The 15669-nt window shown below is 43.7% G+C and carries 13 protein-coding genes and 1 tRNA gene; 11 read left to right on the plus strand and 3 right to left on the minus strand.

Annotation, left to right across the window (positions count from 1 at the left end):
• Positions 1-162: 162 nt before the first annotated feature.
• The 6 genes from K08M4_RS05600 to K08M4_RS05625 all read left to right on the plus strand — a co-directional run bounded on the left by K08M4_RS05600 (position 163) and on the right by K08M4_RS05625 (position 6559).
• A complete protein-coding gene (locus K08M4_RS05600; protein ID WP_086049139.1) occupies positions 163-978 on the plus strand; it encodes a siderophore-interacting protein in 816 nt (271 codons plus the stop codon).
• A 117-nt stretch (positions 979-1095) separates the two neighbouring features.
• Positions 1096-2079, plus strand: a complete 984-nt coding sequence (gene fepB / locus K08M4_RS05605) for a Fe2+-enterobactin ABC transporter substrate-binding protein (RefSeq protein WP_086049140.1) — start codon at positions 1096-1098, stop codon at positions 2077-2079.
• A gap of 39 nt (positions 2080-2118) precedes the next feature.
• Complete coding sequence (locus K08M4_RS05610) at positions 2119-3159, plus strand: FecCD family ABC transporter permease (RefSeq protein ID WP_086049141.1); 1041 nt, start codon at positions 2119-2121, stop codon at positions 3157-3159.
• Positions 3156-4217, plus strand: a complete 1062-nt coding sequence (locus tag K08M4_RS05615; RefSeq protein ID WP_086049142.1) for a FecCD family ABC transporter permease — start codon at positions 3156-3158, stop codon at positions 4215-4217. The genes K08M4_RS05610 and K08M4_RS05615 overlap by 4 nt, the downstream gene beginning before the upstream one ends.
• A 308-nt stretch (positions 4218-4525) precedes the next feature.
• A complete protein-coding gene (locus K08M4_RS05620; RefSeq protein ID WP_086049143.1) occupies positions 4526-5338 on the plus strand; it encodes an ABC transporter ATP-binding protein in 813 nt (270 codons plus the stop codon).
• Between the two features lie 189 nt (positions 5339-5527).
• Positions 5528-6559, plus strand: a complete 1032-nt coding sequence (locus K08M4_RS05625; protein ID WP_009846405.1) for a potassium channel family protein — start codon at positions 5528-5530, stop codon at positions 6557-6559.
• A gap of 118 nt (positions 6560-6677) precedes the next feature.
• On the opposite strand, the gene K08M4_RS05630 is transcribed toward K08M4_RS05625, so the two are convergent.
• Positions 6678-7247: a UPF0149 family protein gene (locus K08M4_RS05630; protein ID WP_009846406.1), complete on the minus strand. Its 570-nt coding sequence runs from the start codon at positions 7245-7247 to the stop codon at positions 6678-6680.
• 138 nt (positions 7248-7385) lie between these two features.
• On the opposite strand from K08M4_RS05630, the gene K08M4_RS05635 reads away from it, so the two are divergent.
• From K08M4_RS05635 to K08M4_RS05655, 5 genes are all read left to right on the plus strand, one after another.
• Entirely contained in the window at positions 7386-9875 is a 2490-nt protein-coding gene (locus tag K08M4_RS05635) for a hybrid sensor histidine kinase/response regulator (RefSeq protein ID WP_435532556.1), read from the plus strand.
• Positions 9876-10122: 247 nt separating this feature from the next.
• Complete coding sequence (locus K08M4_RS05640; RefSeq protein WP_009846408.1) at positions 10123-10572, plus strand: L-alanine exporter AlaE; 450 nt, start codon at positions 10123-10125, stop codon at positions 10570-10572.
• A gap of 180 nt (positions 10573-10752) precedes the next feature.
• Positions 10753-10843: transfer RNA gene (locus K08M4_RS05645), tRNA-Ser, on the plus strand.
• Positions 10844-11183: 340 nt separating this feature from the next.
• Positions 11184-12110: a LysR family transcriptional regulator gene (locus tag K08M4_RS05650; protein WP_086049145.1), complete on the plus strand. Its 927-nt coding sequence runs from the start codon at positions 11184-11186 to the stop codon at positions 12108-12110.
• Between the two features lie 225 nt (positions 12111-12335).
• Positions 12336-13589 carry a D-amino acid dehydrogenase gene (locus K08M4_RS05655; RefSeq protein WP_086049146.1) on the plus strand — a complete coding sequence of 418 codons (1254 nt, stop codon included), beginning with the start codon at positions 12336-12338 and terminating at the stop codon, positions 13587-13589.
• A 76-nt stretch (positions 13590-13665) separates the two neighbouring features.
• Here the strand turns inward: K08M4_RS05655 and K08M4_RS05660 are convergent, their stop codons facing one another.
• Both K08M4_RS05660 and K08M4_RS05665 read right to left on the minus strand, forming a co-directional pair.
• Positions 13666-14403 carry a dienelactone hydrolase family protein gene (locus K08M4_RS05660; RefSeq protein ID WP_086049147.1) on the minus strand — a complete coding sequence of 246 codons (738 nt, stop codon included), beginning with the start codon at positions 14401-14403 and terminating at the stop codon, positions 13666-13668.
• A gap of 216 nt (positions 14404-14619) precedes the next feature.
• On the minus strand, positions 14620-15549 hold the full coding sequence (locus K08M4_RS05665) for a pyridoxal-phosphate dependent enzyme (RefSeq protein WP_086049148.1): 930 nt from the start codon (positions 15547-15549) through the stop codon (positions 14620-14622).
• Between the last annotated feature and the right edge of the window lie 120 nt (positions 15550-15669).

Raw genomic sequence — 15669 nt, forward strand, 5'->3', positions numbered from 1 at the left:
AGATATAATAAAACGCCTTGCTCAAAACAAGGCGTTTATTTTGAAATCATTAGCATGGAAAGTGGCGAAGACCCTATGAGTAAAACTCTGATCATTAGGAGAGGCTCCCACCAAAGTCATGCTTTCCCCTCAATACTGTAGATCTCTTTAAGAGGAAAATTGATGAGCGATCAACCAGTGCGTTTACATCCGATGTTGTTGGACTTTGTTCGTAAGGAGAAGATCTCAAAGCATCTACTGCGAGTAACTGTTACGGGCGACTCTTTAAAAGGGTTCCCTGAAGATCAAAATGGTACACACATAAAAGTGTTTTTCCCCAATAGAGCTAGTGGGATATTGCAGTTACCTTACCGAGAAGGTGAAACTGTGATTTGGCCTGAGCATAAACCCGTGCCTCGAGCCTATACCGTAAGAAAGTATCGAGCTGATGTGAATGAGCTTGATATCGATTTCGTGATCCACGGAACCGATTCTCCCGGTGGCGGATGGGCGATTAAAGCAGAACAAGGCTTCCAAATTGGCCTTGTAGGTCCTGCTGGGCCTGACCCATTACTTGAACCCGCAGATTGGCATATTATTGCGGGAGACCTAACAGCAGTACCAGCCATTAGTGCTATTTTGGAGAGCCTTCCCTCTGACACTCAAGGCTATGTATTTATCGAGATAGAGGATGCCGCAGATAAGCATGATATTCAGCATCCGCAAGGTCTGGTTCTGAAGTGGCTAATTAGAGACGAAAATAGCGATCAATATCTATTGAGCGAAGCTATTTCCGGCTTAATTGCACCGAATGGATCTCACTCGCTTTCGGCTTTCATTGCGGGTGAAAATGAAAGCGTGATTGCGTGTCGTAAAGCGCTTAAACAAGAGTACAAGCTGTCAAAAAAAGATATGTATGCGATTCCTTACTGGAAACGAGGTAAGGATGAAGAAGCGTACCATGATGAACGTCATGAAGTTATGGATGAAGAGTACTAATCAGCTTTATTGAATTTATTCGATAGATGTTTCAGCCATGATTTTTCTGATTTAGTAATCACCACAGCAAGTCCATCTTAATAATTAAACTCAGACTAAATGAAGTGTAAGCAGTAAATGAGAATCAATGTAATTTTTAAAATTAATTTCGTGTTTAAGATCATTGTTGTTTTTTTGATTTCAGCTTCGGCTTCTGTTTTCGCAGAAACCGAAATGACATATAAAAATACTTATCCCAAGACTTTCGTCAATGCGGATGGCTCACAGACAGTGCTCCCATCTAAACCGACTCGAATCCTTTCTACCTCGGTGACGATTAGTGGGACGCTACTGGCTATTGATGCTCCTTTAGCCGCAACAGCACTCACTTATGAAGGGAAGTTTTTTAGTCAATGGGCAGATATTGCTGAACAGAGAAGCGTCGAAAAGGCATGGCCTGCTGGCAGCGTTGATTTAGAGTCTGCCTATATCTATGAACCTGATTTGATTGTTGTAGCATGGCGCGGTGGTGATTCGGCGAGAGATCAAATCGCTGAATTTAAGCAAATAGCACCAACCATTATTTTGGATTACACCGCACAATCATGGCAAGACTTGGCTTTGAGGCTTGGACAGGCGACAGGGTTAGAAGAACAAGCCCAACAAAAAATTAGCCAGTTTGAGTTGTTCGTTAACCAGAGTAAAAACAAACTAAAGATACCAGAAGGCGAAACCAATATTGTGGCGTATTTTGGACCTGGAGCAACCAATGCTATCGCATTAGAGGACGGCGTTCATGCCGACTTGCTCATTGACCTCGGTTTCAAAATGGAAGTGCAAAATCGTCAATGGCATGACAACACCGTGCCTTTATCAGATTTTATGCGCGTCCACTTTGAACTGCTGACTCAACTTAAAGCTGATACCACATTTTTGCTAGAAGCGAGTGATGACAGCGCTAATCGATTTATGCACGACCCAATCCTGAACAACCTTCCGTCCGTCCAGAATAAACAAGTCTTTGGTTTAGGTGAAAATTCATTTCGTATCGATATGTATAGTGCTACTGAAATCGTTAACGACATTGTTCAGCTTTTTGAACGAGATACAAATGCAGGCTAATGGTTAATGCCAATGGTAAATGGGTAAAGGATGTCCGTAATGACAAGTATTACTAGTCCTGCAGAAGCATTTGAACAGATAAGAAATGGACAACGACGACTATGGCTGATGGCGGGAGTCGTTTTGTTATTTTTTGCCTCGTGTTTTAGCATTTTTATCGGCACGCATTACATATCGCCGATAGTGACTTTGGATGCGATTTTTTCTTTTGATCCAACCAACAGTGATCATCTATTGGTTGTCCACCTTCGAATTCCACGCACCTTGTTAGCTTTAGTTGTTGGCGGTGCGCTTGGTGTTGCAGGCGTTATCATGCAAGGCTTAACTCGTAACCCATTAGCAGACCCTGGGATACTCGGTGTCAATGCGGGGGCGACAGTTGCCATAGTCTCAGCGATAGCCTTTCTGGGTATCCATGATATGGCCTATGTGATGTGGTTTGGTTTGCTTGGGGCGGCTGTTTCCGGAGCGGGTGTTTTTGCCCTTGCTGGGGTAAATAAAGGGGTTAACCCTGTAAGAGTTGTATTGGCGGGAACTGCTTTGTCGGTTGTGTTGCTTGCACTGACTCATATGATCACAATAAACAGCAATGAAATGGTGTTTGAACAATATAGACATTGGGCTGTGGGGTCATTTCAAGGGCGAGGTTACGATGTCTTGATCCCGGCTGCCATGTTAATAGCCATTGGATTAGTAATCGCATTTTCATTAAGTAAAGCCTTGGATACTGTCTCGTTAGGGGACGATATTGGTCATGCCTTAGGTGTTAACCCGATCAAAATATGGTGTTTTGCTTCTATTGCTATTGTGGTTTTAGCGGGGACCTCTACTGCGGCGGCTGGTCCTATCAGCTTTGTTGGTCTTACTGCCCCTCATATTGCAAGGATGGCGGCGGGGCCTGATCATAAATGGTTAATGCCTTTCTCTTTACTGATTGCATCCATTCTGGCAGTTGTCGCTGATGTACTAGGCCGGATCGTCGGGTATCCCAATGAGATCAGTGTCGGCATTATGATTGCTCTAATCGGCGGGCCATTCTTTGTATTCTTAGTGAAACGTTGGAAGATATCTCCCCTATGATGATTGAGCCTTGCACTCTTCAAAATTCTGGCTCGGGAAGTGTTGTACGCTTCGGTCAGTTTTCTTTCTGTTATCAACCGTCTCATATACTTGTCGCATTGATTTTGTTGATATCAGTTTTCGCTATCGCAACTTATTCCATAACATTGGGTAAGTTTAATATCTCGTTGCCTCAAGTGGCCGATATCATTCTTGGGGTTGGAGAGGGGGGCGTAAAAGAGCGAATAATTTTTAACATAAGACTACCTAAGGTTCTTACTGCGGTCTTTGTTGGGGCTGCGTTAGGCATTTCTGGTGCGGTATTTCAATCGGTATCAAGAAATGCTCTTGGTTCTCCTGATGTCATTGGCTTTACTACGGGGGCTGCGACCGGTGCAATTGCTCAAATAGTTTTGTTTGAGCAAGGGGCAATCGAAGTGGCAATCGCGGCGATAGTCGGTGGAGTAATCACGGCCGTTATCGTTTACTTACTTGCGGTAAAAGCAGGAGTGGTTGGAGGGTATCGCTTAATACTCACTGGTATTGGGATCGGGTCCATTTTGAGTGCGCTGAACAGCCTGATGTTAGTTAAGGGTAATTTAGACAATGCCATTTTGGCTAATCTATGGCTTGCAGGATCACTGCATGCTAGGACATGGACACATGTTTATCCTGTACTTATAGGGGTATTTCTCCTCCTCCCTTTTATGATGATGCTAAAGCGTGCGCTTGCCATGATAGAGATGGGGGATGACATCGCAACTCAGCTGGGTATCCGAGTAGAGCGAGTCCGTCTTTCTATGATTTTCTTTGCTGTGGTCTTAGCCGCATTCGCGACAGGAGCTGCTGGGCCTATTGCCTTTATTGCCCTTGCTGCTCCTCAATTAGTTGGTCGATTGAGAAAGTCGCGAGCATTATCCTTGTTCTCCTCAGCTCTTATGGGCGCGTTGTTGGTCTTAACTGCGGATGTTTTAATTCAATGGTTGCCTTTTCAAGCAAGCGTGCCGATAGGCAGGATGACGGGTATTGTAGGTGGCATATATTTAATTTGGCTATTGACCCGATCTCGCCAGTTTTAAGCATAGGTACTCATACGATCAATGAGAGCGATACTTCTTAAGTTTACCGAGTTACATCAGTACTCAAAAATGACAAGTTGCTCCAATGGGTTATGGTGTACCCAACTGAACTTGAAATTGTGTAACGCTGCCTGTTTTAGCCCCGAAGAAACAAAGCGTAACCTTGAGCAGCAACAAGTCTATTCTTGATGCTACGCTTTCCCAAGTAACTGAATAGCTAGAGCTATTTAGTTAAGTAATTGGCTAAATAAGCAAATAGCTAAACGTTACTTGGGGATATTGTTTAACATAAATTAAATCAGAAACTTATGAGCCTATCGACACCGGTTAAATCCAAAACAACCTCTCGACTAAATGGAAGTAACCTTAAACTTGCATACGAGAATCGCGTTATTTGTGAAAATCTCGAACTTCATATTCCTGAAGGTAAATTTACGGTCATTGTCGGACCCAACGGGTGCGGAAAGTCGACCTTATTGAGAAGCTTATGCCGTTTATTGAAACCTTCTAAAGGCCAAATTTGTCTAGATGGTCAGAATATCCAAAAAGTACCAGCTAAAGAGTTGGCGAGAGAGTTGGGGTTACTTCCCCAAAGTTCACAAGCTCCAGAAGGGATTCGAGTCGTTGATTTGGTAGCAAGAGGCCGTTATCCGCATCAAAAACTGTTTAAGCAGTGGAGCTTAGATGATCAAGAGGCGGTCTTCCAAGCGCTGGAAGATACTGGTGTCACCGATTTGGCCGAGAGGCAGGTTGATGAACTATCAGGAGGTCAGAAACAACGAGTTTGGATTGCAATGGTATTAGCACAAAAGACACCGATAGTATTACTTGATGAGCCGACAACTTATTTGGACGTCGCACACCAGATCGATTTGTTGGAGTTGTTCCGCAGCCTCAATAGAGAGAAAAAACACACTATCGTCGCCGTGCTGCATGATTTGAATCAAGCCTGTCGTTATGCGGATCATCTGATTGCATTTGCTGGTGGAGAAATTGTCGCACAAGGGGAACCTAAGTCTTTAATTGACGCCAAACTCGTTAAGCAAGTATTTGGCTTAGATAGCGTTATTATTGATGATCCCGTAAGTCATACTCCATTGATTGTGCCTCTGGGGAAGTAACTCACATGACTTTTTGTTCAGTTTTGATTTACTCCAGAAATTGTTTGTAGGTATTTCTAAGTCTTTTTGTACCTAAATGTGGACTATTGGCATTATTTGGGGCTCATGTGCCTTTTTCTTAAGATACATCTTGTTGATATCATTTATTTTTTCTAGCATGTAACTAAGAGAAATGGATTAGAGGCTCTAATGATAATCTGGTTACAACTCAAACGTTGGGTCAAAGCGAATATATTTGTTTTGAATGGTAAAAACCTACTGTTTACTTTCCTCGGCTACGTGTTTTTATCGTGGTCGACATTGTATTTAGCGGGTGAAACGGACTTAACCAACTCGTTTACTACATTTGCATACTATTTAGTCGTGACGGCTTCTACGGTTGGTTATGGCGATTTGTCACCGACAACGGAAGCGGGGCGATGGATTGTTATTTTGTTTGTTATCCCTGGAGGGCTCAGCCTTTTCGCTGCTTTACTGGGTAAGGTGGCAACAGAAGGTGTTGAATATTGGCGAGCGGGCTTGTTAGGTAAAAGGAGAGTTAGAGTGGAAAACCACATTTTGATGTTGGGGTGGAATGAGCAAAGAACCATTCATCTCATCCGTATGCTGCAACATGAAGAAACGGGCAAGCGACCAATCGTATTATGTACGCGTTCAGATATCGAAAATCCGTTACCCGGTGAGATCAATTTCGTTAAGGTAAACAGCTACACCGATGGTAAAGAGATGGAGAAAACGGGCATTGAGTCAGCCAGCTGTATTCTTATTGATAACCCCGAAGACGACATCACGCTGTCTGCAGCGCTTTATTGTGCGAACCGAAACCCTAAGGCTCATCTTCTGGTTTACTTTAAAGATGAGGCGTTGAGCGATTTACTGCATCAACATTGCCCAAACTCTGAATGTATTCCGGCAGTGGGTGCCGAAATGCTGGCTAAAGCTGCGGTTGACCCTGGCTCAAGTGCGCTTCATCAAGAGCTTTTAAGCTCAACTAGAGGTATGACACAGTATTCGACGTATTACCCTAAAGATGCCGAACCTGTAACCGTCGCGCCTATTTTCTCTGTATTCAAAGAGAAGTATAAAGCAACGCTGATCGCGATTGATACGGGGAGTGGTATAGAGCTTAATCCGGAGTTAGACCAAGTTGTCAGCAGCGGCACTAAGTTGTTTTACATTGCCGATGAGCGAATTGATCATTTCGATTGGAAAGGCTTTTAGATGGCTATTTAGTCTCTCCTGAAGCGAAAGAAGGCCTCATTGTGAGGCCTTCTTACTATCGTTCGAATATAGCGCAGCTTATTTCTTTTATATCTCTCGCTTTAGAGAGAATGGAAAATTATTGAGCTTCGGCTAATGCGATACCGCGTTGCGTTAACCCGCAAAGCATCACTGGCACAGCATTAAAGATCTCTTCAAATTGCTCAAGGCCTTCGATGCCTTGTTCTGCAAGCGTAGCAATGGAAGTTTCTGGATCGTAAAGCATGCTTAGTGAAAGCAACACGCCGCCGACCAATGCGTTGTCTTCGCTGTCTTCGGGCATCAGTGTTTCCCAATCATCACGGGCTATCTGCCAACCTTGAAGTAAGCCTTCACAAAAATCGCGAGCGGCTGTATTTACAACTTCTGCATCATCTAATTGACAAGCTTCAGGCCATACCCAAGTACCTTCGATCAGTTCTGGGCGGGTTTTGTTCCAAAGCGCGATGATAACTTCAATGTAGCTTTCCAGCTGTTCACCGTCGGTAAAAGGCGCGACTTCTTCGCCACCCCAAAGGAATGGTAGCCATTCATGAGGAGTTAACACATTTGGAGCGGCTGCCATTGCAGTGACAAAGCCCATGGTTTTGTGTTCTGTGATTAGCTTTCCTTCCAACTCTGGAAGCGCAAGAATATCTTGTAAAGTCAAAGTGAGGTACCGTAAAAGGGAACATATTTGCGCTTATAGTACCAATGAACTTGCGCCAATCAAGCTTCAATCTAAAAACGCTTGATGTCATTAGTGATAAACACTAGGTTAAACAGAAAAGAAAACAACAAGATAATTATGCAAATACGGTCGTCTCTTAAGAAAAAAAGTATGGTAGCGCTTGGTGTATACCTCGCAATGTTCATTGCCATTGTCGGTAGTGTGACGTATTACGTCGTAGAATCTCCTGTACGCGCTAAGTTGCAACAAAATCTCGACTTGCGTACACAACTGTTATCGGAATTGATTACAGAGCCCCTCAGTAGCTCTCAAGGTTTTGTTGATAGTTTGGTTGGTTTCGCTCAGGCGCAGCGCAGTGATACTGATGTTATACCGTTATTTATTAAGTCAATGTTGGCGGCGAGCGATGACACGATCGTCAGCGCAGGTATTTGGCCAGAACCGCATGCATTGGATTCTGATAAAATCCTTAACAGTTATTTTTTCAACAAAGCCGACGATGGTGATATTGACCAGCTCTTTTCTTATAACAACCCCAAAAATGCGCCTTATCAAAACGAATATTGGTATACATCTGTAGTAAACAAAGTGCAGGGAACCATTGCATGGAGCAATGTGTATATTGACCCATATACACATGTTCAAATGATCACAGCATCTTCACCTTACTATTACGATGGAACTTTTGCAGGTGTCGCGACGGTGGATCTCTCACTCGAAGAGTTGCTCGGCTTTATCAAGAACCATGCGGAAGAATACAACCTTGGTATTACTCTAAGAGACAAACTTAACCAAGTGTTGGTTTCTCATAACTTCAATCTCGTTGATGGGATTTATATTAGTAGTAACCAATTTGGAGAGTTTGGATGGCAAGTGGATGTCGTCAACTCAAAATCACGAGTAGCAGACGAAGTGTTTCGTCAGGTAATGAGCGTTGAAGGCGGTATTGTGCCGCTGTTGTTGTTGTGTGTCATGGCCGGTTATTACTTACTGAACCGCTATTTGATAAGCCCAATCACAACGATTGCCGCCCAAGTTGATAGTTCTAAAGCGGGCGAGATCATCGATGTTGACTACTCTAGTGATGATGAAATCGGACATTTGATCAAAACCTTCAACGAAAAAACCATCTATCTCGAAGCTGAGAAGGTTAAAGCTCAAGCATCAACCAATGCCAAAACGGCCTTTCTTGCGACCTTGTCACACGAAATTCGTACCCCGATGAATGGTGTATTAGGGACGGCCCAGATCTTACTGAAAACCCCTTTGATCGCAGAGCAAGAGAAGCATCTTAAGAGCCTGTATGATTCGGGTGATCATATGATGACGTTACTCAATGAAATTTTGGATTTTTCAAAGATAGAGCAGGGTCGGTTAGATCTGGATGAAACACGATTCCCGCTTGATTCAATCATAGGTAGTATCAACAGTGTCTATTACACCTTGTCTTCCGAGAAAGGGCTTCAATTCAAAGTGTACTCTGAAGTGCCTTCTGGCCGTTGGTACTTCTCAGACAAAGCACGCCTTCGCCAAATTCTGTTTAACCTCTTAAACAACGCCGTTAAGTTTACCTCTCGAGGCTTTGTCGAGGTGTACCTTAAAGAAGTCGTAGAAGGGAGTGATACCTACCTTAGTATTCGAGTTCGCGACACCGGTATTGGTATATCTAAAGAAGCACAAAAACGTATTTTTAAACCGTTTGAACAAGCTGAGTCTTCGACCACGAGGCGCTTTGGCGGTACTGGTCTCGGGTTAGCGATTGTGAAGAAAATTGCCCAGTTGATGGAGGGCAGTATTAGCGTCACCAGCGAAGAAGGGATAGGCACCAGCTTCGATGTTCGCTTGAAAATTAAGCCTTGCCAGCCTGGCGAAATAGAGAGCTTGCCACATAAGAAGTTAGATTACTCTGGCTTGAAGGTACTGATTGTCGAGGATAACCGAACCAATACTGTCATCATTGAAACCTTTATGAGCAGTAAAGGCTTTACTTGTAAGAGTGTCGAAAATGGTGAACTTGCGATACAAGCCGTGGTGGCTGAACGCTTTGATTTGATACTGATGGATAACCATATGCCAGTGATGGACGGCGTTGAATCAACCACGGCTATTCGTGCTTTGATCGGCGAGATATCATCGGTACTGGTGTTTGGTTGTACGGCTGATGTTTTTAAAGAGACTCGCGAACGTATGCTTGGTGCGGGTGTGGATTATATTATTGCCAAGCCGATTGATGAGCGTGAGTTGGATGATGCGTTGTTCCGCTATTCGAACAAGCTTTACCAATACCATGAAGTTAAAGCTCATGATCTTGATAGCCCGGATGTTGAAAAACATGATTCGAAAAGTAACAGTGAGTCATTACCTAAACCTGATCTGCGAAACAAAGATAACACCGAAGAGCTACTTGTCACGCTGTACGTAGCGCTCGAAGATAATAACCTAGCGCTGATTAAGTCTGCCTTAGAGAGCTTGCGTGCTCATGCTGAACCTATGAATAACGCAGAACTTACATCTCAAGTTGATAAAGCCTTACAACAGGTTTCTCTAGGTTCTACTCCTGAACAAGAGATCATTAATACCATTACTGTAAATCTTCCTATGGCATAGGTGTTGTTTAATTACATAAATGCAGTGGCTATATGATTGAAATTTGACCAGTGTGTGTTTTTTGGTGGAAATGACTGCTTTTAAAGTCGTTTTTGGTTGTTAATTTACGACTTTATTTTTAATTTGGAATGTATGACTGCTAATCTTATGATTTAATAGCGATATTATCTGGCAAGGTGCTGATGTGCCTTGTTTATGTGTTGTTAAATCACTAATTAAGTAGTGATATATTTTAGGTTTATCATCAATGAAGTCTCGTGGTCCATTTTGTATTCGAAACGCCGCTGCGGATACATTTGCTATGGTCGTTTTCTGTTTTATTTCTGGCATGATCGTAGAAGTGTTTATTTCTGGTATGACATTTGAGCAGTCTCTTGCCTCTCGAACGTTATCTATTCCGGTAAACATAGCTATCGCTTGGCCTTATGGAGTCTTTCGTGATTGGTTCTTGCGTAACGGCGCAAAGCTTTCACAAAGCTCATTGATGAAAAATTTGTCTGACTTGGTGGCGTACGTGTTATTCCAGTCACCTGTGTATGCCGGTATTTTATTGGCAGTAGGTGCTTCGAGCGACCAGATTGTTACGGCTGTCACCAGTAACGCTGTTATCTCATGTGGTATGGGCGTGCTGTACGGTTATTTCTTAGATATGTGCCGTAAATGGTTTAGAGTTCCGGGCTACTATCAACAAGCTTAAGAAAAGCAACAAGCGTAAGTACAACGATAGAATGAAATTTGGTTTGTTTTTGATCTAATGAGTTAATTTGTAATCGAACAAACTGAAAAAGGCACTTTTTTTGATAATGCCTCTTGACCAAAGCAAGCAGAATCAATAAAGTAGCGCCTCGTTGAGTGACAAGCTCAACACACAATTTGTGGAAGGATGGCTGAGTGGCTTAAGGCGCTCGCCTGGAAAGCGAGTATACGTTTATAGCGTATCTGGGGTTCAAATCCCCATCCTTCCACCACTATTCAAAACCCTAGCAGAAATGCTGGGGTTTTCTCGTTTAAGAGCATCTTTATCTTTATCTTTATCTTTATCTTTATCTCTATCTCTATCTCTATCCCAAAGTCTTTTGGCTATTTCTGGTTACTTACTGCGCTTGGTATAAATTAGGATTCTGTAAGCTCTTTCCATCTGTTTATCAAGAGTAGATCGAATGAACGAGCATGAGCCTTCAACAGCCTTGAAGTGACTCGGTGCACAAGTTAGCAAGTGTAAGCACGTTCTTGATAAATTGGGATACATGTTAACCGCCAATTTGTGAGACGCTTGATTTAGTGTCAGTCGAATCACAAGGAAGTTGAATGCATCACTTTAATATCCGCGCTCTTGAGTATTTAAACGCGTTGTCTAAGTATGGCTCACTGCGTAAGGCATCCAAGATGATGAATGTTGACCCTGCTGCGATGAGTAGAATGCTGACACAGCTCGAAGCGCAAGCGGAAATGAAAGTGTGGGAGCGTAACAACCGCCAATCACTGTTAACTGAAGCGGGTAATGAGCTGTTGAGTTACTACCGCTCCATTGTTCGTGGAGAAGCCGCAGTGCTTGCTCGGCTAACCAAGCTCAAAAATCTTAAAGGAGGCAATGTCAGTATCGCCATCGGTGAAGGGTTTATTACCAACTTGGTGTCAAAGCCGATGCAAACCTTCATGGCACGTTATCCTGATATTAACCTATCTATAGAGATTGCTGGTGCATTGGACGCGGTCAAGATGTTGGAAGATCAACAGATAGACTTTGCAATAACCTATGCTTCAGCTCCGCACCCCAAACTACACTCCCACGTTGAACGTAGCCATCCGCTGGAATTGATTGCTCCCAAAGGGCACTTCCTTACGATGAAAAGTGCACCAGTGACACTGCGAGATATTAAAGGCGCTTCTCTCGCCTTAATCGATAACTCGACCGGGATGGGGAGGCTGGTAAAGCAGGCTGAACAAATTTCCCATCTTACCTTGCAGCCAAAGCTTCAAACTAATTCGGTAACCGCACTCACTAACTTTGTCTCAGCAGGACTAGGCGTGACTTTTATGCCCAAACTCACCGTGATTGATGAGATAAAGTCAGGACAGATCGAAGTGGTTGCGACCGAGTTGGAGATGCTATCGAAGGCGACGGTTAAGGTTCAATCTTTGAAAGGTCGTGCACTCACGCTACAGGCAGAAACCTTGTTAGATTTCTTACTTGAAAATGCCACTTTCTTGAGTCATGACGCCTACAATATCTAGGCTTAATCGGTTTATGTAACTATCCCTCCCAAGCTTCCAAATACCGCCAATATCACACTTCCAAACTGCCGAATTCGTTTTTAAGTCGAATTGATTTTTTGTCAACGCCCTCTCTATTGTTAAGTCAACATGAGCGGAATAAGTTACAAATCATTAACGAAACGAGTTTTAGACTGTAAGCTGTGTTCGGCTGGCTTTGGCTTTGTCGGGCATTAGGGGAAGAGAATGGAAGTTATTGTAATTGGCAGCGGTGTTATTGGATTGACCAGTGCTTGGTACCTAGCGAAAGAAGGTCACTCGGTCACGGTTATTGATCGTCAAGGTAGCAGTGGCAAAGAAACCAGCTTTGCGAATGCAGGGCAAATTTCTTATGGCTATTCTTCACCATGGGCGGCGCCTGGTATCCCTTTGAAAGCGATGAAATGGTTAACCCAAGAACATGCCCCTCTCAAAGTAAAGCCTTCGCTTTCTCCTGAGTTGGTTTCTTGGGCGACGAAGATGCTCGCCAACTGCAACGAAGCTAAATATGCACGGAACAAATCGCGGATGCTGAGAGTCGCAAACTACAGCCGAGATTGTCTGACTGAGCTAAGAACCAGTGAAAATTTAGCTTATGAGGGCAGGCAGAAAGGCACCTTGCAAGTATTCAGAAGCGAGAAGCAACTCGATGCTATTCAGCAGGATATGAAGCTATTAACAGAGAGTGGGATCGAACACTCGCTGTTTGATGTTGACCAGTGTCTGTCAGTGGAGTCGGGTTTAGCGGACGTTAAAGACAAGCTGGTGGGCGGCTTATACTTACCTCATGATGAAACCGGTGATTGCCATCAGTTCTGTTTAACCTTGACTGAGAAAGCCAAGCAACTCGGTGTTAGGTTCGTGTTTGATACTGAAGTGGTAAGTTTGAATCATCAGAATCAAGCCATTGAGAGTATTACCACGACTCAAGGCGAGTTCAAAGCGGATGCTTACGTGGTCGCGTCAGGAAGCTATTCTCGAGAACTATTAAAGCAAGTCGACTTGTCTATACCGGTTTACCCGGTGAAAGGATATTCACTAACATTGCCTATCGTGAATGTAGATAAGTCACCGACTTCGACTGTTATGGATGAAACCTACAAGGTCGCGATGACGCGATTTGATGATCGTATTCGTATCGCGGGTACGGCAGAACTCGCTGGTTTTGATTACCTAATCCCAGAAAAACGCAAAGCCACGATTGATATGGTGATAAAAGATCTTTTCCCACAAGCGGGGGACTTTTCTAAGGCTGAATACTGGACCGGGCTAAGACCAATGACGCCAGATGGCACGCCTATCATCGGCAAGACGCCTATCAAAAATTTATTTACCAATACAGGTCATGGAACATTAGGTTGGACAATGGCATGTGGCTCAGGAAAGATCTTAGCAAGCATAGTCAGTGGCTCTGCCTGTGATATTAAATCTGATGACTTAAGTATCCATCGTTATTTGTAGCGGCATGACACCGTGTTAACTAAAGTCACCCCATTCTTAAACTGTAGAATGGGGTTATGGGTTCTCAAGGAGAAGATTATCTGGTGGTGGTTTCTAGTACATGGGTAAATCTATCCCACGATTTCTGGTCAGCTTCTTGTTGATAGTTGTTTGAGCCGAATACGGTAAAGGCATGTGGCGCACCACTGTAGGTGATCATTTCATGCGGAACCTTGCTTGATTCAAGTTGAGCTGCGAGGCTTCCAAAGTCGTGCATTGAGATCATGGCGTCTGCTGTACCATGGAACACGACAACTGGAGCTTTTGTCTCAGAGTAGTCTTGTCCTTTAGGTGTCGATAAACCGCCATGGAAGGTGACATAAGCTTTCGATGGGATGCCAGCACGAGCGGCTTCTAAAACGGCTGCGCCACCAAAACAGTAACCCATCATCACGTTGTTATCTAAGTTACCACCAAGCCTTTTCGCTTCCATCGCTCCCGCATTAAGTAGTGCACGCATTTTTTCTCTGTCTTTATACAACTCGCCTGTGTGTTGTTTTTTGTCTTTCACTTCCGTCGGGCGAATGCCTTTACCAAATAGGTCGATGGCGAACACGTTGTAACCGAGTTCGTTGAGCATCTCAGAACGTTTCTTTTCGTAATCAGTTAAACCATCCCAATCGTGTACTAATAGCACTAAAGGCGCTTGGTCACTGGCTTCACTCCAATAACCTTCGTAATCCATACCATCGACTTGGTAAGTGATGTTTTCTCCTGAAATCGCAGAGAAGGGCAGTAAAACTGAAAACAAGCCTAGCGTGGTGAGTGTTCGCATGCGTTATTCCTTTCGATGACAATTGACGTTCCAATCGAAAGTATAGATAACGCGATGATTCTCGCCATATTTCTGTCTCTAACTTGAAATGTATGGCAGGGATAGCCGGTGGCTATTGCTGATGAATAGCCATCGAGAGGGAGTGCGATGGCTGTTTTGTGATGTTTTCAGCTTACCAAAACTTAAATAGCTAAGCTGGGGAATAAAGGAAAACAACTACCAAGATGCGTTGGTTTTGCTAATGCTCATCTCTGGATACTTACGCTGATAGCGTGGCAACATCGATTCATTGCCTAAGATGCCACCTTGATGGATATAGATGACGGTTTTGGTTGGGTTGTCTTCTTGCCATTGCTCTAAGCATTGCCACATCAATGGGTCGTAGAGCAGGTCGAATTCAATATCCGTTTGTTCTTGTAGATCCAACCAAGTTTGATAGTCCTGTTGATACAGCTTACCAAAGTGGTGCTTGGTTTTGAGCGGTAAGATCTGCGGGTGATCAGTTTCGCCAAGTTCATTGAATTGCAGCGTTAAATAGTCATTACCGCCAACACACGCACAGGTTAACACCGGGATGTTATGCACCTTTAAATGCTTATGCAGATACAAAGCCGTACTGCCGGTGCCTGCTGGTAGTGCAACCACAAAATCGTGTTTGTTTTCGAAGCGAGTCCAGCTGAGTATCTCCATCGCCAGTTGCTTCACTCCGTATTCAGAAAGCTGAGAACGTCCACCTTCTGGCAACACAATGCACTGAGCGTCAGGCTGTCTGACTTGTTCGATATATTCTTGTGGATGAAGCTCAGAGCCCGTCTCTTTGACTGAAATAACCTTAGCGCCCAAGTCTACAGCGCCACGGTAATTGCTGATTGGACGTTCTTGTAGCCATTGAGGAAGGTGATCAACGTAAAACTCAAGCGTCCAGCCTTTAATTTTTGCAAGTGCGGCTAGCGAGAACAATGAGTTAGCTTGAGCGGAACCATAGCTTATTAGAGTGGTGGTGTTTGGGTGCTCGTCTTCCAGTAGCTTCATGAACTTTCTGGCTTTATTACCACAAAAGTGAGAGTGGAGCTGATCGTCACGCTTTAAGAAAAAGGTGTGGTCGTTGTATTGATGTTGAGTTACAGGGCTATTATTTAGTTTCATCGCACTTAGACAAAACGCTGACTAAGAAGCCAGCATTTTTAGTTCAAATAGGACTAACAAGTATCTAGTAGCCTGCAAGTGCTGTAAACCAACTAAATCAAGTTTTCGTAGGATATTGAG

It is taken from the genome of Vibrio syngnathi (assembly GCF_002119525.1).
In the GTDB taxonomy this organism is placed as follows: domain Bacteria; phylum Pseudomonadota; class Gammaproteobacteria; order Enterobacterales; family Vibrionaceae; genus Vibrio; species Vibrio syngnathi.